This window comes from Nesterenkonia rhizosphaerae (genome assembly GCF_039544555.1).
Lineage (GTDB): Bacteria > Actinomycetota > Actinomycetes > Actinomycetales > Micrococcaceae > Nesterenkonia > Nesterenkonia rhizosphaerae.
In genome coordinates this window covers 429602-449053 of record NZ_BAABLW010000007.1, presented here as the reverse complement: position 1 = coordinate 449053, position 19452 = coordinate 429602, and the positions used below count along the sequence as shown (strand labels likewise).

Annotated in this window: 17 protein-coding genes; 7 read left to right on the top strand and 10 right to left on the bottom strand. The window is 63.2% G+C overall.

The features are described 5' to 3' along the window. Positions 1-66: 66 nt before the first annotated feature. Positions 67-1434, top strand: a complete 1368-nt coding sequence (locus ABEA23_RS07785; protein ID WP_345477493.1) for an MFS transporter — start codon at positions 67-69, stop codon at positions 1432-1434. A gap of 152 nt (positions 1435-1586) precedes the next feature. On the opposite strand, the gene dcd is transcribed toward ABEA23_RS07785, so the two are convergent. From dcd to ABEA23_RS07760, 5 genes are all read right to left on the bottom strand, one after another. Next, the gene (dcd, locus tag ABEA23_RS07780; protein WP_345477492.1) at positions 1587-2165 is read right to left on the bottom strand and encodes a dCTP deaminase; all 579 of its coding nucleotides are present in this window, start codon (positions 2163-2165) and stop codon (positions 1587-1589) included. A 61-nt stretch (positions 2166-2226) separates the two neighbouring features. Continuing rightward, a complete protein-coding gene (locus ABEA23_RS07775) occupies positions 2227-2727 on the bottom strand; it encodes a cob(I)yrinic acid a,c-diamide adenosyltransferase (protein WP_345477491.1) in 501 nt (166 codons plus the stop codon). 66 nt (positions 2728-2793) lie between these two features. Further along, positions 2794-3678, bottom strand: coding sequence for a phosphonate ABC transporter, permease protein PhnE (phnE, locus tag ABEA23_RS07770; RefSeq protein ID WP_345477490.1), 885 nt, complete (start codon positions 3676-3678; stop codon positions 2794-2796). Further along, positions 3653-4450: a phosphonate ABC transporter ATP-binding protein gene (gene phnC, locus ABEA23_RS07765; RefSeq protein ID WP_345477489.1), complete on the bottom strand. Its 798-nt coding sequence runs from the start codon at positions 4448-4450 to the stop codon at positions 3653-3655. The genes phnE and phnC overlap by 26 nt, the downstream gene beginning before the upstream one ends. Then, positions 4447-5388, bottom strand: coding sequence for a PhnD/SsuA/transferrin family substrate-binding protein (locus ABEA23_RS07760; RefSeq protein WP_345477488.1), 942 nt, complete (start codon positions 5386-5388; stop codon positions 4447-4449). The genes phnC and ABEA23_RS07760 overlap by 4 nt, the downstream gene beginning before the upstream one ends. A gap of 288 nt (positions 5389-5676) precedes the next feature. Here ABEA23_RS07760 and ABEA23_RS07755 point away from each other — a divergent pair, with 288 nt between their 5' ends. The 6 genes from ABEA23_RS07755 (at position 5677) to ABEA23_RS07730 (ending at position 13242) form a co-directional block, all read left to right on the top strand. Further along, on the top strand, positions 5677-6636 hold the full coding sequence (locus tag ABEA23_RS07755) for an AEC family transporter (protein WP_260072482.1): 960 nt from the start codon (positions 5677-5679) through the stop codon (positions 6634-6636). A gap of 38 nt (positions 6637-6674) precedes the next feature. After that, the gene (locus ABEA23_RS07750; RefSeq protein ID WP_345477487.1) at positions 6675-7865 is read left to right on the top strand and encodes a hypothetical protein; all 1191 of its coding nucleotides are present in this window, start codon (positions 6675-6677) and stop codon (positions 7863-7865) included. Positions 7866-7928: 63 nt separating this feature from the next. Then, a complete protein-coding gene (locus tag ABEA23_RS07745) occupies positions 7929-10556 on the top strand; it encodes an HAD-IC family P-type ATPase (protein ID WP_345477486.1) in 2628 nt (875 codons plus the stop codon). Between the two features lie 206 nt (positions 10557-10762). Continuing rightward, positions 10763-11185 (top strand): hypothetical protein, encoded by a 423-nt coding sequence (locus tag ABEA23_RS07740; RefSeq protein WP_345477485.1) that lies wholly within the window; start codon positions 10763-10765, stop codon positions 11183-11185. A gap of 40 nt (positions 11186-11225) precedes the next feature. Continuing rightward, on the top strand, positions 11226-12086 hold the full coding sequence (locus ABEA23_RS07735; RefSeq protein ID WP_345477484.1) for a hypothetical protein: 861 nt from the start codon (positions 11226-11228) through the stop codon (positions 12084-12086). Between the two features lie 28 nt (positions 12087-12114). Beyond that, positions 12115-13242: a hypothetical protein gene (locus tag ABEA23_RS07730; protein WP_345477483.1), complete on the top strand. Its 1128-nt coding sequence runs from the start codon at positions 12115-12117 to the stop codon at positions 13240-13242. Positions 13243-13258: 16 nt separating this feature from the next. Here the strand turns inward: ABEA23_RS07730 and ABEA23_RS07725 are convergent, their stop codons facing one another. From ABEA23_RS07725 to ABEA23_RS07705, 5 genes are read right to left on the bottom strand one after another with little or no spacing between them, the layout of a single operon-like run. Beyond that, on the bottom strand, positions 13259-14659 hold the full coding sequence (locus ABEA23_RS07725; protein WP_345477482.1) for an LLM class flavin-dependent oxidoreductase: 1401 nt from the start codon (positions 14657-14659) through the stop codon (positions 13259-13261). Positions 14660-14708: 49 nt separating this feature from the next. Continuing rightward, a complete protein-coding gene (locus ABEA23_RS07720) occupies positions 14709-15575 on the bottom strand; it encodes a carbohydrate ABC transporter permease (protein WP_345477481.1) in 867 nt (288 codons plus the stop codon). Then, entirely contained in the window at positions 15568-16602 is a 1035-nt protein-coding gene (locus ABEA23_RS07715; protein ID WP_345477480.1) for a carbohydrate ABC transporter permease, read from the bottom strand. The genes ABEA23_RS07720 and ABEA23_RS07715 overlap by 8 nt, the downstream gene beginning before the upstream one ends. Next, complete coding sequence (locus tag ABEA23_RS07710; protein ID WP_345477479.1) at positions 16592-17929, bottom strand: extracellular solute-binding protein; 1338 nt, start codon at positions 17927-17929, stop codon at positions 16592-16594. The genes ABEA23_RS07715 and ABEA23_RS07710 overlap by 11 nt, the downstream gene beginning before the upstream one ends. Positions 17930-17974: 45 nt before the next feature. After that, on the bottom strand, positions 17975-19423 hold the full coding sequence (locus ABEA23_RS07705; protein WP_345477478.1) for an LLM class flavin-dependent oxidoreductase: 1449 nt from the start codon (positions 19421-19423) through the stop codon (positions 17975-17977). Positions 19424-19452: the final 29 nt, after the last annotated feature.

Here is a 19452-nt window from a genome sequence, read left to right as displayed (position 1 = left end):
AAAGAACCCTTTCCAACACCCTGAGAGTTCCCTCCATGTTAACAGGTATGCGTTACTATCCGCCTCGTGAGCACCCTTTCAGCGCAAAGCGCACAAGCCCTGGACAAGGCCCTTATTGCCAAATGGAGTCTTTGGAGCTGGGGCAACGCCACCGTCAGTGCACTGATGGTGACATTTGTCTTCGGCACCTACATCGCCGATGCGGTGGGCCCCGGCGGGCAAGGTGCGCAGTACCTGACCACCGCCAACCTGGTGGCCGGCGTCATCATCGCACTGACCGCACCGGTGATTGGCCAGCGCGCGGATAAAGCCGGGCGACGGCGCCTGTGGCTGACTATCAACACGCTGCTGGTGGTGGTGCTGTGCGCCGCCTGCTTCTTCGTGAAGCCAGAACAGTCCTATCTGCTGCTGGGGGTGAGCTTGATGGCAGCAATGACGCTGTTCGATGAGTTCGCCAACCTGAATTACAACGCAATGATCACCGATATCTCCGACCACAACCGCATGGGCCGGGTCTCTGGTATCGGCTGGGGCGCAGGCTACCTCGGCGGCATCGTCATCCTGGCCATCGCCTACTTCGGTCTAGTCGCCGGTGAGCCCCCCTTCCTCTTTGGGCTCAGTGATGACGAGGCGATCAATATCCGCGTCGTCGCACTCGTCGGTGCCGCCTGGTTCCTGCTCTGGGCCCTGCCATTGCTGTTCACTCGGATGAAAACCGCAGACCAGTTCACCGCTGATGAGCGGGTTTCTGTGCTGGAGTCCTACCGCCGGCTGATTCGAGTGGTGGTGGGGCTGTGGAAGGACGATCGGAACACCTTCTGGTTCCTGGTGGCCTCCGCGGTGTACCGCGACGGACTCAGCGCAGTGTTCACCTACGGCGCGATCCTGGGCGTGACCATCTACGGATTCACCGCAGGAGACATTCTGCTGTTCGGCATCGCCGGCAACGTGGTGGCAGCTCTGGGCGCCATCGCCGGCGGTTTCTTCGACGACCGCTTCGGCCCCCGGCGCGTCATCATCACCTGCGTCAGCGCGCTCATGGCGCTGGGAGCCATCATGTACTTCTTCGACGTCGAGCGCGAGATCCTCGGCATGACCATTACACCCACAGGAGCGTTCTGGGTCTTCGGGCTCTCACTGTGCCTGTTCGTAGGCCCGGCGCAGGCGGCATCGCGAGCCTTCGTGGGTCGGTTGGCACCGCCGGAACGAGCCGCCGAGCTCTTCGGCCTCTATGCCACCGCCGGCCGGTCCGTGGGCTTCTTGACCTCCGGCATCAGCGCCGTGCTGCTGACAGTGACCCTGGGCGCCGACGCGCAGGTGGAGGATGCAGAAAAGGCGCTGATCATCGGCATCGTCGTCGTATTGGCCGTGGGCCTGGCGCTGATCCTGAAGGTCCACAACCCCACCAGCACCGCCAAGATGCGGGAGCACTGAGCTGGTTGAACATCACAGCTAGTCCCGCGGGCGCCCCCCCCCGCCCGCTAGCCTCAGCACACTGAATTAACGTAAGAAAACTGCCGAAACTACCCCCAAAATCAGGAGAGTTTCGGCAGTTTCCTTACGTTTTGTGCGGTGCGGGCGTGGGCCTAGGAGATGATCGTGCGGTGGAAGTTCTCATGTGAACGCGAGGCGGTAGGTCCGCGCTGCCCCTGGTACCGGGACAGATGCACCCCGGCGCCGTAGCCGTGCTCAGCCGGCGAAGACAGCTTGAAGAAGCAGAGCTGACCGATCTTGGAGCCCGGCCACAGCTTGATCGGCAGAGTCGCCATATTTGAGAGTTCCAGCGTCACCTGACCGGAAAAGCCTGGGTCGATGAAACCCGCCGTCGAATGGGTCAGCAGTCCCAGTCGGCCCAGGGAGGATTTCCCTTCCAACCGGGCAGCAATGTCATCAGGCAGAGTCACCGTCTCGTAGGTGGCTCCGAGCACAAACTCACCGGGGTGCAGGATGAAGGGCTCTTCCGGGTCTACCTCGACCAGACGTGTGAGATCCGGCTGCTCCACCGAGGGGTCAATATGGGCGTATTTGTGATTGTCGAAGAGCCGGAACATTCTCTCCAGACGCACATCCACACTAGAAGGCTGGATCATCGATTCATCCAGGGGATCCAGCTGGATACGACCGGCGTTCAATTCAGCGCGAATATCAGCATCAGAAAGCAGCACTGAACCAAGCTACCACCGAAGCCCCGGCCCCAGGAGTCTGGGGCATAAGCCACACCGCACACTAAGGTGCCAGCGGTTTGCCGATCTTAGGATCATGCTTGCTGCGGGTGAAGACGGTGACGGTATCAGCGACCTCTTCCAGCTCTTGCAGCCCGATCTTTCCGGTCATAATGACACTGGTTTTCGGGTGCCGGGCACGTACAGCCCGGGCGACCTCGGCGGCGTCGATCAGCCCGTGATCCACGGCTCGGGTGATCTCGTCCAGGATCACCAGCCCGCCCTCCTCAGAAGCCATGGCCCGGCGGGCCTCCTGCCAGGCCCAGCTGGCCAGCTTCTGCGGGTCTTCCCCGCCCCAGGTCAGCCCGGGGGTGAAGACTGGCCAGCGGATACCATCAAGGGCGGTCAGGGCGGCTTCGGCCCCATTCCAGGCCCCGCCCTTGAGGAACTGGACCATAGTCACGCTCATACCCTGGGCGCTGGCCCGCACGGCATAGCCGAGCGCGGCGGTGCTCTTGCCCCACCCCTGCCCGGTCAGCAGCATCACAAAGCTCTGTGTCCCCACAGAGTCTGATCCTACGGGCTCCAGCCGGTCGGCGTATCCGCAAGCACCGCCGCGTTCCCACGCAATTCAGCGCATGAGCTGATCGGCACCCAGCATCCGGCGTCGAACCATGGAACTCAGCTGCTCAGCCAGCACCACCACAATGAGAATCATGATGATGATGGTCATCGCGGTATCCCACTGGCGCAGCGTGAAGGCCGGTGTCAGCTCCATGCCGATTCCGCCAGCGCCCACCATGCCCAGGATCGTCGCCCCACGGATCGACTTCTCCAGGCAGTACAAGCTGGTAGCGGTAAAGGAGGCGAAGGATGCCGGCAGGATCGCGGTGACCACCACAGAAATAGCGTTTGCTCCGGTGGAGCGCACCGCATCCAGGGGCCCGCGTTCCACCTCCTCGATGCGTTCGGCGAAGAACCTCCCAGCGAAGCCGATGACGTCCACGGCAATCGCCAGAATGCCAGCCAACGGACCCAGTCCCACGGCCATGACAAAAATCAGCGCCCAGACCAGATCCGGCACCGAGCGCAGCGTGGTGAGCACAAAGCGCATCGCCCAGGCCACCGGCAGAAAGGGTGTGGTGTTCTGCGCGGCCAATAAAGCCACCGGCACGCTGAGCACCACACCGATCACCGTGCCGATAATGGCGATCTCCAGGGTCTCCAGCATGGCCCAGGCCAAATTGCTGCCGCGATCAAGATTCGGCGGAAATGCACCAGTGGCAAACTGCCAGAGGTTCTCCGGTGCCCGCAGCAGCCGCTGCATGGAGATGTCCATCCGCCACAGGCCGTTGACCGCCAGCCCCAGCAGCACCGCCAGGATCACCATGGAAGACCAGCGCGGAGCGCGCCAGCGCGACGGCGGGGATGGCACCGCTGCTGCGCCGTCGGCGGGGATGCTGCCAGATCCGTCTGCCTCAGGCGCGGCTTCAGTGTGCTGCAGCATAGTCTTCATGCTCGGCCTCCTCGGTGTAGAGCCCTTCAAGCTGCTCATCGGCGACCTGGGACATCACAGTGTCCATCTCGACCTGACCGTTGCGCAGCGCCACTACCCGGTGCCCGTAGGCCCGGGCCAGTTCCAGCTGGTGCAGGGTGCAGATCAGCGTCAGTCCCTGCTCTTCGGTAACCTCCCAGAGCAGATCCATCACCGCACGGCCTGCGCGCGGGTCCAGGGCGGCCACAGGCTCATCGGCCAGCACGATCTGCGGACGCTGCATGAGCATGCGCGCAATTGCCACGCGCTGCTGCTGACCTCCGGAGAGCTGTTCGGCCCGGCGCTGGGCTACTGCACTGAGCCCCACACGCTCCAGGGCTTCCATCGCCTGTTCGCGCTGCTCACTGCGCGCAGTGGAGGCGAACCAGTTCCGCGGGGACCGCGCCCGCCCCAACGATCCGTGAATCACATTGGTGAGCACCGAGAGCTCCCGCACCAGATTGATCTTCTGGAAGACAACCCCGACGTCGCGGCGCAGTGCGGTGATCTCTCGCTTGCCCGCCGTCGTCACCTCGGTGCCAAGTACCTCCACGGATCCTGCGGTGGGGCTGATCAGCTTGGTGAGGCACTTCTGCAGAGTGGATTTCCCCGAGCCGTTCGCTCCCAGCAGCACCACGGTCTCTCCGGCGGAGACATCAAGGTCAACCCCGGAGAGCGCGCGGGTGCCGTTGGGGAAGTCCTTGACCAACCCGGATACTCGGATGACCCGCTGTTCAGCAGGGGGTTGGATCACTGCTCATCCTCGTCGGGCAGATCGGCGTACTGGTCAAAGCCTGCGGCTTCGAAAGCACGCCGCGTCGGGTCGTAGTCCACATCCTCTGCGGCGACAAATTCCGAACCGATGTATTTGTCATTCTCGCCGGTCTGCACAATGGCCTCGAGCAGAATGTCCTGGTTCTCCAGCAGGCTGTCCTCCAGATGCTGGGCGCATTCATCCCCGAGCCCCACACGGGCGATAAAGAGGTCGTTGGGAAGGTCCGGCCCTTCCTCGAGGATCTCCACGGCGTCGGCGCCCATGAGTTCCTGCAGTTCCTCGAAGTCCTTGATGCCGGTGCCCAGGGCATCCCCATCGCCACCGGCGAAGGCTTCCAGCTGAGTATCTGAGAGCGGAACGATGGTCACGTCCCCGGCCTGCGGGTCAAGTCCTGCGGAGTCCAGCATCTCCAGCGGTCCCAGGTGTCCGGAGGTGGAGCCGACTTCCTTGGTCAGCATGGTGCCGCCTTCGAGGTCTGCCACCGATTCCAGATCCGAGTCGGTGCGCTTGAAGATGGCGGCCTTGTAGTTGTCGCGGGTGACTCCCACCAGCGGGATCGCGTCGGCTTCTGCCTTGAGCACCACGTATTCGGCTGGGCCGGTGAGCAGCACATCGAGGTCGTCGTACTCCAGGGCGGTGGCAGCGGCGGTGCGCGAGGACATCGGCTGGAATTCCACGTTCAGTCCGGTGACCTCTTCAAGCGCCACCCGGAAGTCCTCGAATTCCAGGACCAGGGTCTCCAGTCCTTCGACTCCGGTGTCGGAGAAGCGCAGCGGCTCGTGGGCAGCGCAGGCCCCGGCACCATCAGCAGCGGCAGCCTCAGCGGTATCGTCGGCCTCCGCGGAGTCGCTGCCGCAGGCAGCCAGAGTGAGCACCGCTGCTGCAGCGGCAGAGAGCGCAAGAAGGCGTCGTGACATGAGGGTTCCTCCAACTAGGTGCATGTGAGTGGTTCGCGAACTCAGTGTCCTCCGCTGATGTGAACCGTCTTTGATCGTTCAGTGAACTGCCGGGAAAGTTCCGGTGAAGCCACCTCAAATGTGGGTTACGTGAAGGTGAACGACGACGACGCCGCAGGTCAGCCGGGATCCGCCGGTCGCCGGGGAGTATTGTGGGGCGCAGCAATTGGTTGAGGGCGGTGTCTTCTCCCGCCCCATAGACCGACTTTGCGCCTGCCTCAGCATGCCCCGTCCAGAAAGGAGCGCCGGATGACCGCAGTCCTTTCAGGTTTCACTGTGGTGTGGCTGATTATCGCTGTGGGCTTCGCCCTGGGACGATTCAAGATCCTGGGCAGCGAGGCCCGGCTGATTCTGAGCCGAGTGGTCTTCTTTGTGGCCTCCCCCTGCCTGCTCTTTGTGACGATCTCCAATGCCTCCATCACCCAGGTGCTGGGACCGCAGTTCGGCGTGGCAGCGGTAGGGGCCTTCACCACATTGGGCCTCTACCTGCTGGCCGGTAAGTTCCTGCTGCGCGGGCGACGGTTCTCTGAATTGGTGGTGGGCGCACAGAGTGCTTCCCAGGTCAACGCCGCGAACCTCGGCTTCCCCATCGCGATGTATGTGCTCGGCGATATCTCCTTGGCTGCTCCGGTGGTGATGTTCCAGCTGGCCATCTATATGCCGGTGCTGGTGGCCACCTTGGATCAGTGCACCGCCAAGCAGAGCAGCACCGCTAAGGTCCGGCCTTCTGCGCGGGTCGCGGTGCTGCGCCGGGTTCTGCAGACCGTTGGCAACCCGGTGATCGTGGGAGCCCTGCTCGGCCTGCTCTTCTCCTGGCAGCAGTGGCACTTCCCAGGCCCAGTCCAGGAGTCCATCGAGCTGCTCTCCGGTGCAGCGATTCCGCTGCTGCTGCTGTCCTTTGGACTCTCCCTGGTGGGCAGCCATCCGCTGGACAAGGCCTCTGGGCGCCGTCGAGATGTGCTGCTGGCCTCGGTGATCAAACTGATCATCCACCCTGGCTTGGCCTACCTGATTGCCGCTTTCCTCTTCGGGCTGGAGGGCACCATGCTCTTCGCCGCAGTGGTGATGGCATCGCTGCCGACAGCCCAGAATGTGCTGGTCACCGCCGTGCGCTATCAGACAGGTGAGATCGTGGCTCGGGATACTGTGCTGGTCACCACGGTGTTGGGCATTCCGGCGATGCTCGCCGTGGCGCTGCTGATGGGATAACACCTCTTCGGCAGCGATAACCCAGTACGCTTGTGCCGATGAGCACCTCCCCTACTCCGCCACCGCCACCGCGGCCGGGTCACTCCGGCCAAGGCCACCGGAATCAGCCTTCCAACCCACCAGCACCGCGGTTGAGCGCTGATGATGAGTCAACCACTTTTATGGACCGGGTAGCCCACGACGACGGCGACGCCGCTGAGCAGAAACCTGCCTCTGCCTATGGCCTGTATCTGGGCTGGGGAGCGGCCCTACTGCTGGCAGTGATTCTGGCGGTGGTCGCGGTCTGGCAGGTCAACGAACGTGTCTACACCCCGGAGGCAGCCGCCGAGCACTACTGGGAAGCTCTGAACCAGGGCGAGGGTCGAGAAGCGTTGGGCTTCCTCTCCTCGGCACCGGAGTTTGATCAGGTCACAGTTGATCATGTGCTGCTCGACGGTGACGCCCTGCAGCGTTCTGCTGAGCTTGTCGAAGGCGCTCAGATCGGCGGTGATGAGGATATGGCTGAGGTCAGCTTCATAGTGGGCTCTGAGAATTACCGCACTCCACTGCCCACCGTGCTCGCCGGTACTACATGGGGGTTCTTCGATGACTGGCGGGTCGCGCCGTCGGCCATCACCTGGTTTGAAGTGGAAGTCCCCGGTGCACCCCAGGGCGGCATTGGGCAGGTCCAGGTCAACGGAGCACCGGTGAATCTTGACGAGGAGACTGCCCGGCTATCTGCCTTTGTCCCCAGCGCCGTCGAGCTCTCGGTGGACAGCCAGTGGCTGGTGGGATCGGCTGAGCATGTGGTGGTCCATCCCCCGCAGGATCAAGATTCCGCAGAACGGGTCACGCTGGACCTGGAGGCCTCGGAGGCAGCCGTTGAGCTGCTTCACACGGAGATCCAGGAGTTCTTCGACGGCTGCTCCGAAGAACAGGTGCTGATGCCAGCAGGCTGCCCCGTAGGGGTGACCACCAATCATCAGGTCAATGCCAGCACCATCGACTGGCAGTTCCCGGACCCGGAGGATGTGACCCTCAGCTTTGACGCCGAAGGGTGGCATATCAGCTACGAGAGCCTCATTGCTGAGGTCAGCTACGAAGCTCGGCACTACCACACCGGTGAACAGCTCACCGAGACCGAACAAGTGCCCTTTGACCTCGATGTCCGGGTGGGAGCCTCCGGCGAGGACCTGATTATTACTGTGGCCGGACGTGACGCTGCCCCGGCTGAACCCGCAGGATGGTAAATCAGGGACCATTCAGGGCAAGCTCAGGGGGATGTGTATGCGGGCCTCGAATAGACTCGACCTGTGCCCACTGAGATGACGGAAACCCGCGATCCCGCGGACTTGAGATCCGCCGTCGACCCTGAAGTTCTGGAGGTCAGAGGGCTTACCTCAGTTCAGGTGGCCGAGCGGCAGCGGTTAGCGCTGGCAAATGTGCAGCCGCATACCACCTCACGCTCAATTGCAGAGATTCTGCGCACCCACCTGATGACGCTGTTCAACTTGATCATCGGGGTCTGCGCGGTGGTGATCATCCTGCTGGGCCGCTGGCTTGACCTGCTTTTCGCGGTGGCCGCCGTGGGGAACGTGATCATCGGTCTCATCCAGGAGTACAGCGCCAAACGAAAACTTGATGCCATCGCCCTGCTGCATCAGGACAATATCCGGGTCCTGCGTGATGGCATGGTGCTGCTGGTGCATCGGGAACAGGTGGTGCTCGACGACGTCGTGGAGCTCCGCCGGGGAGATCAGGTCCCTGCTGACGGTGTAGTGCTCTCCTCAGATGCGCTGGATATCGATGAGTCCATGTTGACCGGTGAGGCCGTACCGGTCTCCAAGCATCGCGGGGATCAGGTGCTCTCCGGCACGGCGGTGCTTTCCGGCACCGGGCGGTTCCAGGTGACTGCCGTGGGCGAGAAGGCCCATGCCGTGAAGCTGGCCGCTGAGGCGAAGAAGTACCTGAAGATCAACTCCGAGATTCGCCGGGCGCTGGAGAAGATCGCGTTCTGGCTTTCGTTGGCGCTGCTGCCTATTACTGCGGTGGTCTTCAACGGACAGATGCAGGCCCACGGCGGTTGGGCTGCGGCGTGGGAGTCCACGGCATGGCGCGAGGCGATGGTCACCGCCGTCTCGTCGGTGACCGCGATGGTTCCGGCGGGGTTGGCGCTGATGACCACTATTGCTTTCGCTGTGGCGGCGGTGAAGCTGGCGCAGAACCAGGTGCTGATCCAGGAACAACCCGCAGTAGAGATTCTGGCCCGGGTGGATGTGGTCTGTTTTGATAAGACCGGAACCCTCACTGATGGCACTATCGCTTTCCACGGGGCAAGCCTGCTCGATGAGGAGGGCATTCCGCTACGCTGGGAACGCGGTGCTGCTGGGACAGCTGTTGAAGGCACTGCGGAGACGGCTGCACTAGGCCGGGCCATGCAGGGCGACACAGCGCTGGCGGGTACCCGCCCCTGGCAGCAGGTGCTGGCGCATTTCGGCGCTGATGAACTGGCCAATCCCACGGCTGCAGCGCTGAACGTCCCCTTCACCGCCCTGCCGCGGCACCGTCCGGTAGCCCACGTACAGTTTTCCTCCATGCGTCGTTGGTCATCGGTGAGCTTCGCCGACGACGCCGGGGAGCTCGCCGGGCACTGGGTGCTGGGCGCTCCCGAGATTCTGCGCAGTCCGGCCGCTGCCCCTGATGTCAATGTTGCCCGGCTGCTCTCCCATACTGATGCGATAGCCGCCCAGGGCTTGCGTGCCCTGGTGCTGTGTTGGGCTCCTCTTCGGCCAGCCGGGGATCCTGGGGATCTGAAAACCACAGTCTCAGGCTCCGGGAAGTCGGCAGATCAGGCTCCGGAACGGCTCCCGGCCCAGATGCGCCCGGCGACGCTACTGACGTTTAAAGAGAATGTCCGTCGTGACGCCGCCGAAACCCTCGAGTTCTTCCGCGAGCAGAACGTGGCGCTGAAGGTGATCTCCGGAGATAACCCGCATACGGTGGCCGCAGTGGCCCGTGACGTGGGCATGGTCTTCGATGATGATGGCGTCGATGCCTCTCAGCTTCCTGATAGCGAGGAGGCGCTGCGTTCGGCGGTCTCTACGCATACCGTATTCGGGCGGGTCACTCCCGAGCAGAAATCCGCCATGGTCAAGGCGCTGCAGGCCAATGGTCACGTGGTTGCGATGACCGGTGACGGCATCAATGATGCCCTGGCGGTGAAGAACGCGGATCTCGGAATCGCCATGGGCAACGGAGCTCCGGCTACCAAAGCGGTCTCCCGGATGGTGCTGTTGGATGGTAAGTTCTCCCGGCTTCCAGGGGTGCTGGCGGAGGGCCGCAAAGTCATCGCCAATACTGAGCGCCTGGCACATCTGTTCCTGACAAAGACCGCCTACGCCATCATCCTGGGCATGTTCTTCGCCTTGGCCTTCTGGCAGTTCCCGTTCCTGCCCCGGCAGTTCTCCACTGTGGATTTTCTGATGATCGGCTGCCCCGCGTTCTTCTTGGCGATTATGCCTAACACTCAGCGCTACCGCGGCGGGTTCTTGAAACGTTCGGCCCTGTTCTCGTTACCTCCTTCGCTGGCCATTTGTGCCGCCCTGATCGCAGTCAGCGCCTTCGGCCGGCATTTCCAGGAGGAGGCTTCGGAGATCCAGACTGCTTCCTTCATCTGCCTGGCCCTGGTGGGCCTGTGGGTGCTCAACACTGCCCTGCGACCGCTGACCGGAGTCCGCATTGTGCTGATCGCTGGAATGTACCTGCTGCTGACTGCGGTGCTTTTGGTACCGATATCCCAGCAGTATCACCTGTTCACCCTGCCCAGTGCCGAGTTGCTGGCAGCGGCCTTCGTGGCGTCGTTGGTGGGCTGCGGACTCGTGGAAGTCGGACACCGCGGCTATGTGGCGTTGGTGGAGAAAAGGTACGACGACGCCAGCTGAGCAGCCGGTGTTCGCTACTGGGCCGTCGTCGTTGAAGTCGAGCTCAGGTTTCATCAGAAACTCTGTCCGCACTGACCCTGGCTGAGTACGTGGTGAATCAGGGTTCTTTCAGGGTTAATTCGGGGGATTCTCCCAGTGACATGGGAGGTTTTATCCCGTTAAGTTGAAAGAGCAGCCTTTTGACCCACCGCGACAAGGAGCACATCATGGGACTGATTTCACTCGGCGCAGGCGTGGCCATCGGCTATGTACTGGGCAGCAAGAACGGTAAAGAGAAGCTGGATAGGCGCCTGGACTCGGTGAAGAAGTCCGCCGAGGAGACCTGGCAGGATCCCAAGGTACAGGATTTCGTGCATAAGGCCTCTGAGACCGCCACACGGGTGGCTCACGATGTCGCCGAGAGCGCAAAGAAGGCCGCGGCCTTCGCCTCCGAGACAGTCAATAAAGGCAGCGAGACGGTCGCAGAAACTGCAGAGGCAGCCGAGGTCAAGGTAGAAGAAGCCGCCGAGGAGTACGCAACGGCTGAGACCAAGAGCACCGGCCACAGTGATGGGCATTCGGGTTCCACGTCGAACTCCGAAGGCCGGGACACTGACGACTGGACCAACGAGGGCGGCGCTAAGTCCTAACTGGCGCAGCATTGGTACAGCACCCAATAAACTGTGGGGCATGCCAACGGAACTCACCAGCGATATCGGCTCTCACCCGGGCCACACCCCACGGGACGAGACGGAACAGGAGCCGGTTACTCAGGACGACGCCGCCGAGGCGGAAGATCAGCCGCTTCCGGAGAATGCGGTCGAGCGCTTCATCGCCGAGCATGTCCAGCCGCGACGTCATGAGTTCCGCAGTGCCGAGCAGCTGCCCAGTGCGGCTCAGCTGCTCGGCACTGCCCTAGCTCGGCGTCGGATTGAGGTCAGGAAGATCGTGGAGGGCCGCTGGGCGTTCTATTTCGCAGGCACGGTCATCGGTGGCTTGTCCCACGGCCTCACCACTCTGGTCAGCGCTCATGCCAGGAGAGTGCTGGGCGACCCCGAAGCGCTGCGCGGTCACTTGAAGTTGATGGATATCCCCTGTGCCGAAGAAGACACCGAGTCTTCGGGACTGCGCCTGCCTTCGGGGCTGCAGCTGCGAGGCTTTGTAGTGGGTCGAGAACTGGCCAGCATGCTGGCGCTGATCCCACCCTATGAGTACGACGACGCCGTCGGCGGCCCGGAGGCCGTTCGCCTGCTGGACAGCACAGCCGCTGATTCCGGTGCCGGGCTGCCGCAGGTGATCGCCGCTGACGTGACCGAGCTGGTTTCTGAAGACATCAGCTCCCTGGCCGTGGATGCAGTCCGGGCAGTCCCGGGGCTCTTCGCCGCCGGTGTGGACCTCGAGGTCTTCTCTTTGGACTCGTTGCGCTCAGCCGTGGTGCTGGATGTGGATGAGAGCGCTGATCTGTTGCCCCATCACGTCCCTACCCTGGGTCCGGGGCGCGATGTCGCCGATGCAATTGCTGAGCAGATACTCATCAGCGCAGCCCTGTGACGCTTACCGGACGCTATCCTTAGACCTTATGGCTCAGACCTACTTTCCCGCCTCGGCTCCGCCGCCGCCACCACCGCGGGCTCAGCGCCCTGATGTAGAGCTAGGTTCTGAACCTTCGGCTACTGAGTGCTTCATCGCTGAGCACATCGAGCCACGCCATGAGGCCCTGCGCCGCTGGAGCTCCACCCTGCCCCATGAGGAGCTGCTTCAGCGTGCTGCCCGGCGCAAGAAGATGACGATTAAGAAGATCACTGATTCCAATCAGCTCTTCTTCCTCTCCGGTGTGGTCGTGGGCGGTATGGACGGGGTGATCACTTCGCTGGTCAGCCACCAGGCTCGCCGAGTTTCGCGTTCCAAGGCGATGACCAAACGGTATCTGACCGCGTCAGATGTTCCCACCCCCAAGGGCAAAGCCATTAACCCCACAGAGTTCTCTCGTGCGGTGAAATATTTGAAGTCCTTGGGTGGCCCTGTGACGGTCAAGCCTTCTTCCGGGCGCGCGTCGAAGGGCATTACCGTCAATGTGACCCGGGAATCCCAGCTGCGTCAGGCTTGGCAAGCCGCCATGGCCGCACGCTCGGCCACCAGTGAGTCGCGGTACCTGATTGTCATGGAGGAATACACTCCCGGTCTGGACCTCCGCGCTTATGTCGTGGGGTCCACCGTGGTCGGAGCTGTGGCCCGCCTGCCGCTCTATGTGGTGGGTGATGGAATCTCCACGGTGGGCAGCCTGGCTGATGCTGAGATCTCCCGCCGGGGACCCAATGAGTATTTGAAGGGCCGTCAGCCCGAGGTGACCGACGCGATGCTTGCGCCACTGGAGCTGACTCGGGACTCGGTGCTGCCCTTCGGAAAGCTGCAGCCACTGTCTGCCATCGCTGACACTACCCGCGGCGGCGGTCTTGCCGTTGACGTGTTGGATCTGCTCGCAGATGAGCTCAAGGAGCTTGCGGTCGAGGGTCTCTGGGCGATCCCCGGGCTCGGCGCCGCTGCGGTGGACCTGCTGGCACCTTCACTGGGATCGGCGGAGGGCGCTGTGGTCCTGGATGTGAATCCCTATGCCAACATCATGCAGTTCCACTACCCCGCCTACGGGGAACCCCGACGGGTCAATGATGCGGTGATGGAGGAGATCCTGGAACGCGCCTCCCGCTAGCTTCGGGCACGAGGGACTAGCGCCTGCGCAGCTGGTACTGCGCCCCGTGATGGTTCTCAGGCAGGTGGTCTCCGGCGCCGAAGAGCTTGTGCCGCAGCGTTCCGGGAGTGTATTCGGTCTTGTACCGACCGAGCTCCTGCAGTCGCGGGACCACGTACTCCACAATGTCCTCAAATGTGCCCGGGGTGATGTGGTAAGCCAGGTTGAAGCCGTCCACATCGGTCTCCTCCTGCCACTCAATGAGCTGCTGAGCCGCGGAGGCGCCGTCGCCGATGATGACCGGACCGAAGCCGCCGACGCCGACCCACTCAGCCAGCTGCCGAACGGTCCAGGCTTCATCTTCCCGTCCCGAGGCCTTCTGAAAGGTCTCCACGGTGGACTGGATGGCGTTGGACTTCACATCCCCAATGGGCTGGTCCAGGTCGAATTGGGAGAGGTCGATGCCCATCCATCCGGACATCAGCACGAGCCCGCCCTCCGGGTCGACGTACCGGGTCAGCTCGTCGTATTTGGCCTGGGCGGCGGCGTCGTCCTCACCGGTGACGATGGTCTGCATCGCGAAGATCCGTACGTCGTAGGGGTCGCGTCCGGCCTCGGCTACAGCCTGGCGGATGCGCTCCACCGACTTCTTGGCCAGCTCCTTTGTTGGTGGATTGATGAACACCGCCTCAGCGTGCTTGCCTGCGAAGGCTCGGCCGCGGGTGGAGGCGCCGGCCTGGTAGACCACGGGCATACGCTGCGGGGAGGGCTCCACCACTGAGATGCCGGGAGTCTTGAAGAACTCGCCCTCGTGCTCGATCCGGTGCACTTTGGAGGGGTCGGTGAAGAGCCCGGTTTCCTTATCGGCGACGACGGCGTCGTCCTCCCAGGAGCCCTCCAGCAGCTTGTAGACCACGTCCATGTACTCGTCGGCGTGGTCGTAGCGCCTGTCATGCTCCATCTGATCCTCCTGGCCCATGTTCTGGGCGGCGGAGGGCAGGTAGCCGGTGACCACGTTCCAGCCGATCCGGCCGGAGGTGAGGTGGTCCAGGGTGCCCAGCCTGCGGGCGAAGGGGTAGGGGTGTTCGTAGGCGGTGCCGGCAGTGATGCCGAACCCCAGGTTCTCCGTCACCGCCGCCATCGCTGAAACCAGCAGGAAGGGATCCTGCAGCGGGATCTGTGCCCCGGAGCGGAGCGCGGCCTCCGGGCTGGAGCCGTAGACGTCATAGGGGCCGAGCACATCAGCGATGAAGAGACCGTCGAAGAGTCCCTTCTCCAGGATCTGCGCCAGGTGCGTCCAGTAGCCGATGGTGTTGTAGTCCCGAGCCCGATCCTCGGGATGGCGCCATAGCCCCGGGGACTGATGGACCACACAGTTCATATCGAAGGCGTTGAACAGAATCTCGCGCTTGCCCTGCGGTGTGGTGGGGTAGCTCATCGTGTGCTCCTAGTCAGTCGTATTCGGGTGGTCGGTGGAACTGGTGGGGTTACTTCACCGCTCCGGTAGTCAGTCCTTCTATCAGGTAGCGCTGCAGTAGCACGGCCACCGCGAAGATCGGGATCACTGCCATCAGCGAGGAGGCCGCGATTCTGCCGAAGTCCTGGACCCGTTCGCTGAGCATTCCGGCCAGGACCACCGGCACCGTCTGGGTGTCCTGACTCTGGGTGAGGAACGTGGCGAAGAGGAATTCGTTGTAGTTCAGAATCACTAGGATCACCCCCACCGCGATCAGCGCAGGGGCGAGCATGGGTGCCACTACGCGAAGCAGCAGCTGCAGCTCATTGGCGCCGTCGATCCGCCCGGCCTCTTCGACCTCCACCGGAATCCTCCGGATGAACCCGTCTAACAGCCAGATAGCCACCGGGACATTCATCAGCGCGTAGACCAGAGTGAGGCCCTCCAGGGTGTTGGTCAGCCCCAGGACCCGCAGCAAGGTCAGAAGCGGAATGATCGCCACAACCGGCGGTAGGAGCCAGGGACTGAGTACCAGTCCGGAAAGTGTCTTGCCGCCGGTGCGGTGGCGGGCGATGGCCCAGGCTGCGGGCAGCGCGAAGGCCAGGGTCAGCAGCGCCCCGGCGAAGGCGGCGGTCAGCGAGTTCCCCACCGCCCGGGGAATCGCCGAATCCCAGGCATTGGTCCAGTTCCCCGCGGCAGGCTGCGCCGGAAACAACATGCCGGCAGCGATCTGCCCCTGGGTCATAAACGAAATTGACACCAGGTAGAGCAGCGGCACCAGCACTGCGGCCAAGCTCAGCAACACCCACCCGTTGGCTAACAGCGAGGGCTTCGGTCGTCGGCTTCGGTAAGTCGTCTCTTCTGCGGTCGGACTCGCCGGCAGTGTGGTCTCAGTCATCGCGCAGCCTCTTCATCACCAGGAAGACCGGGATGGTGACCACAGTGACCACCACGGCCAGAAGCAGCGTGATGGTGGCGGCTATCCCGACGTCGAAATTCTGCAGCGCGGAGCGCCAGATCAGGTAGGCCGGCACCTGTGTGGAGGAACCGGGCCCGCCGGAGGTCATCACATGCACCAGGTCAAAGACTTTGAATGCCAGGATCAGCCGGATCAGGAATGCAGCCACAATCGTGGCGGCCACGCTGGGAACAGTGATGTGCCGGAAGCTCTGGAAGGTGTTCGCCCCGTCCAACTGGGCGGCCTCAAGGATCTCTTTGTCCTGGCCGAGTAGGGCGGTGAAAACGAGCAACACGACCAGCGGCGTCCACTCCCACACATCTGCCAGCCCCACCCCGAAGATCGCCCAGGTGGTGTCGGAGAGGATCGCATAGGTCCCGGAGCCGGGGGTGAAGCGGCGGATGAGGGTGTCCAGCAGGCCGCCGGAGGGACTGAAGATGAAGGAAAAGAGAATACCGACGACGACGGGCGGCACAATCATCGGCAGCAGCAGCACAGTGCGCACAAATGGTCCGGTCCGCAGCGTACGCCAGAGAGCGACGGCGGTGACGGTTCCCAAGACGGTGCTCACTGCGGCCACGCCGAAGGCGTACCCGGTGCCCAGCAGCAGCGAATGCTGCACAGCATCGGAGCCCAGGGCGGTCTGGAAGTTGGCCCCGCCGACGAACTCCTGAAACGGGTTGCCCAGACTGGAGCGGGTCAGCGCTGCGGAGGCGATGAAGGCCAGCGGGTAGGCGGCAAGCACCAACAGCACCAGGACACTGGGGCTGATGAAGAGCCGGTGATAGAAGCGCGCCGATGGGCGGAGTCGACCGGACCTGCGTCGATTCCGGTTTCTGGCAACGGGCGGTCGACCCGAAACCGACTCGCCTGCATCGGTCTCCAGCTCCGGCAGAAGCGCAGGGCCCTGCTCAGCGGTGGGAGTCGCCGTCGCCGGTGGGGGTGGGGACAGGGTTCTACTGTTCAAAGAGCCGCTCCCATTCCTGCTGCACTGTGTCCAGTGCTTCCTGGGCGGATCCACGCTGTCCGGACAGATAGGCGGCAAGCTCCTCGGTGAGGATCTGGGCCGCCTCGGTGGCGCGGGCTCCGGTAGGCCATGCCAGGGCACCCTCAAGCGTGGAGGCGTTGACCTCCTGCAGCTCCGGGAACTGCTCACCGTAGGTCTCATCATTCAGCGATGAGATGCGGTTGGGGTCAATGCCGGTGGGCGGCAGTGCGGTGAGCAGCTGGGAGTTGATGTCGCTGGAGGCGGCCCAGGCGATGAACTGCTGGGCCAGGTCTGTCTTGTCTGTGTTGCCGGCGATGACCCAGCTGAATCCGGCCACCAGTGAGGCCCGCGGATCCTGGCCGGCCTCTTCCCGCGGCAAGTAGGTCACGCCCCAGTTGCCGGTCACCTCGGATCCGGAGGCGGGGTCTTCGGATCGAACCCCCAGGTCGGTCCAGTTCTCGATGAAACCGACCTTGCCGGCGAACCACGCAGAGTTCCCGGCGCCGAAGTCGGTCTCCGCCGGTGTGGGCAGCGCGTAGTCCCAGATGTCCTCCAGAGCTTCCAAGGACGCCACAGCCTCAGCGGAGTTGATGGTGGGGCTGCCGTTCTCATCCAGGAATTCGCCTCCGAAGCCGGCAAGCCTATTGGCGAAGCTGGCCCCGAGAATCATCGGGGACTGCTCCCCGAAGACCGCTGCCCCATACACGCCGTTGTCGGATTCGTTCTCGGTGATGGTCCGGACCTGCTCGGCGTACTCCTCCCAGGTGCTTGGCGGCTCGTCGAATCCATTGCGCTCCAGGATCTCGGAGTTGTAGAACAGCGCGTGGATATCTCCGTCGAAGGGCAGTCCGTACATCTCGTCGTCGACATATGCGTAGGGCTCCCAGAGTGTTGGGATGAAGTCCTCGACGTCGATCTCTGGGGTGGCCTCGACGAACTCAGTGATGGGCTGAATGCTGCCGTCCGCCGCCAGGTCACCCAGGGAGACGTACCAGGGTGCGGAGACGTCATAGGTGTTCGCACCGGACTGCTGGTCCAGGGTCAGCTGGGAGGCGATCTCGTCATAGGGAACGGTGGTGACCGTGACGCTGACCCCGGTCTCCTCCTCGAAGCGCTCTGCCAACCAATGGCCGGCACCTTCGTGGGAGGCGTTGAGCAGGATGTTGAGCTCCTGACCTTCGTAGTCGCCTGCGAAGGCATCTCCTTCGCTCGGGCTGGCGCTGCTGTCTCCCCCGCAGGCAGTCAGGCCCAGGGCTAGTGCGAGGGTGCCGGCGGCGAGATCGGAGAATCTGGAAGTGCGTGTCATCGTGGGTGTGTCCTTCGCTGAGTCTGGGGTGTGGCTCCGGCGTGGTCAGCCGGAGAATCGGGCCAGGAATTCTTCTTTGGGCACTTCCGTCGCTTCTGCGCTGAGATGCTGGAAGGCTCCGCGGTACTGTGCGCCGGGGTGCGTGTAGGGCAGTCGGTCGGAACCGGTGATCGAAGCGCGCAGGCTCGCTGAGCCGGTGCTCTGCTGGGGCTGCCGGGCCAGGCCGCGGTCGCGCAGCACGGGCAGCACATGCTCGATGAACTCGTCATAACTGCCGGGCAGGGTGGAGTTGATGATGTTGATGCCATCAATCCCGGCCTGCTGCCAGGCTTCCAGTTCGTCGGCGATCTTCTCCGGGGTCCCTACAACCCGAGTCGACTGAGCCCGGAATCGTGCCAGATCCCGCAAGGTCACACGGCCATTCGGTGCCATGCGTTTGATCTCCGAGAGGTGTCCCTGAGCACCTTCAGTGTGTTCTAGATCGTCCAGAGGCGTGTCGATGGGGAGGTGCCCCACGTCCACGCCTAGGCTTCCTGCGGTATGGGCGATCAGGGCGTGGTCATCGATTGAAGCGTCAAGGTCTGCAGCATTGGCCTGTGCTTCGGCCTCGGTGGAACCGACAACAAATGAGAGCCCCTGAATGAACTTCAGGTCTTCGGGGCGGCGTCCGAACTTCTTGGTCCGCTCCTTCACGTCCCGAGCGTGGGATGCTGCGATCTCCCGGTTCGGCGCCATGGAGAAGGTGGCCTCAGCATGCCGGGCTGCTACATCGCGTCCACGCTCGGAGGACCCTGCCTGGAACAGATACGGGGTCCGCTGCGGCGAGGGCGAGGACAGGTGAGGGCCCTCCACCCGGTACCGGTCGCTGTGGTGGTTGATCTTGGAGACCTTGGCAGGGTCTGCGTGCAGTCCGAGGCCGCGGTCATGCTCGGCGGCCTTATCCTGCAGCAGCGCATCATCTGCCCAGGATCCTTCCCACAGCTTGTAGCAGACATCCAGATACTCCTCAGCCCAGGCGTATCGGTCGGCATGCTTGGCCAGTCCGTCAGCGTCGAAATTGCGGTGCGCGTTCTCCTGGGCGGTGGTCACCACGTTCCAGCCCACCCGTCCGTTGGAGAGGTGGTCGAGGGTGGAGAGCTGCCGGGCGAAGTTAAACGGGTGCGCCTGAATGACGGAGGAGGTTAGCGCCAGGCCGATCCGCTCAGTGACCGCCGCCAGCGCAGAGATCAGCACCAGCGGGTCATTTGAGGGCACCTGCAGCCCCCGGCGCACATGGGAGGCCCACCCTCCCTCGTGGTCGCCATAGAGACCTACGACGTCGGCGAAGAAGGCGATATCGAAACCTGCGGCTTCCAGCTTCTGTACCAGGGAGATCCAATGAGGCAGTTCGTTGAAGCGATGCTGCTGCGCCTCCTCACGGCGCCACGCCCCGCCGATGATGTGGCTGGTGGTGTTCATCAGAAATGCCGAAAGTACCAGGGGTTCACGGGACATTCATGCCTCCAAAGCTGCACGGGGCACCC

Coding starts and splice junctions, on each gene's coding strand:
- phnE (WP_345477490.1), bottom strand. CDS start 3,678: ATGAAGACTATGCTGCAGCACACTGAAGCCGCGCCTGAGGCAGACGGA.
- ABEA23_RS07760 (WP_345477488.1), bottom strand. CDS start 5,388: ATGTCACGACGCCTTCTTGCGCTCTCTGCCGCTGCAGCAGCGGTGCTC.
- ABEA23_RS07755 (WP_260072482.1), top strand. CDS start 5,677: ATGACCGCAGTCCTTTCAGGTTTCACTGTGGTGTGGCTGATTATCGCT.
- ABEA23_RS07750 (WP_345477487.1), top strand. CDS start 6,675: ATGAGCACCTCCCCTACTCCGCCACCGCCACCGCGGCCGGGTCACTCC.
- ABEA23_RS07740 (WP_345477485.1), top strand. CDS start 10,763: ATGGGACTGATTTCACTCGGCGCAGGCGTGGCCATCGGCTATGTACTG.
- ABEA23_RS07735 (WP_345477484.1), top strand. CDS start 11,226: ATGCCAACGGAACTCACCAGCGATATCGGCTCTCACCCGGGCCACACC.
- ABEA23_RS07730 (WP_345477483.1), top strand. CDS start 12,115: ATGGCTCAGACCTACTTTCCCGCCTCGGCTCCGCCGCCGCCACCACCG.
- ABEA23_RS07725 (WP_345477482.1), bottom strand. CDS start 14,659: ATGAGCTACCCCACCACACCGCAGGGCAAGCGCGAGATTCTGTTCAAC.
- ABEA23_RS07720 (WP_345477481.1), bottom strand. CDS start 15,575: ATGACTGAGACCACACTGCCGGCGAGTCCGACCGCAGAAGAGACGACT.
- ABEA23_RS07710 (WP_345477479.1), bottom strand. CDS start 17,929: ATGACACGCACTTCCAGATTCTCCGATCTCGCCGCCGGCACCCTCGCA.
- ABEA23_RS07705 (WP_345477478.1), bottom strand. CDS start 19,423: ATGTCCCGTGAACCCCTGGTACTTTCGGCATTTCTGATGAACACCACC.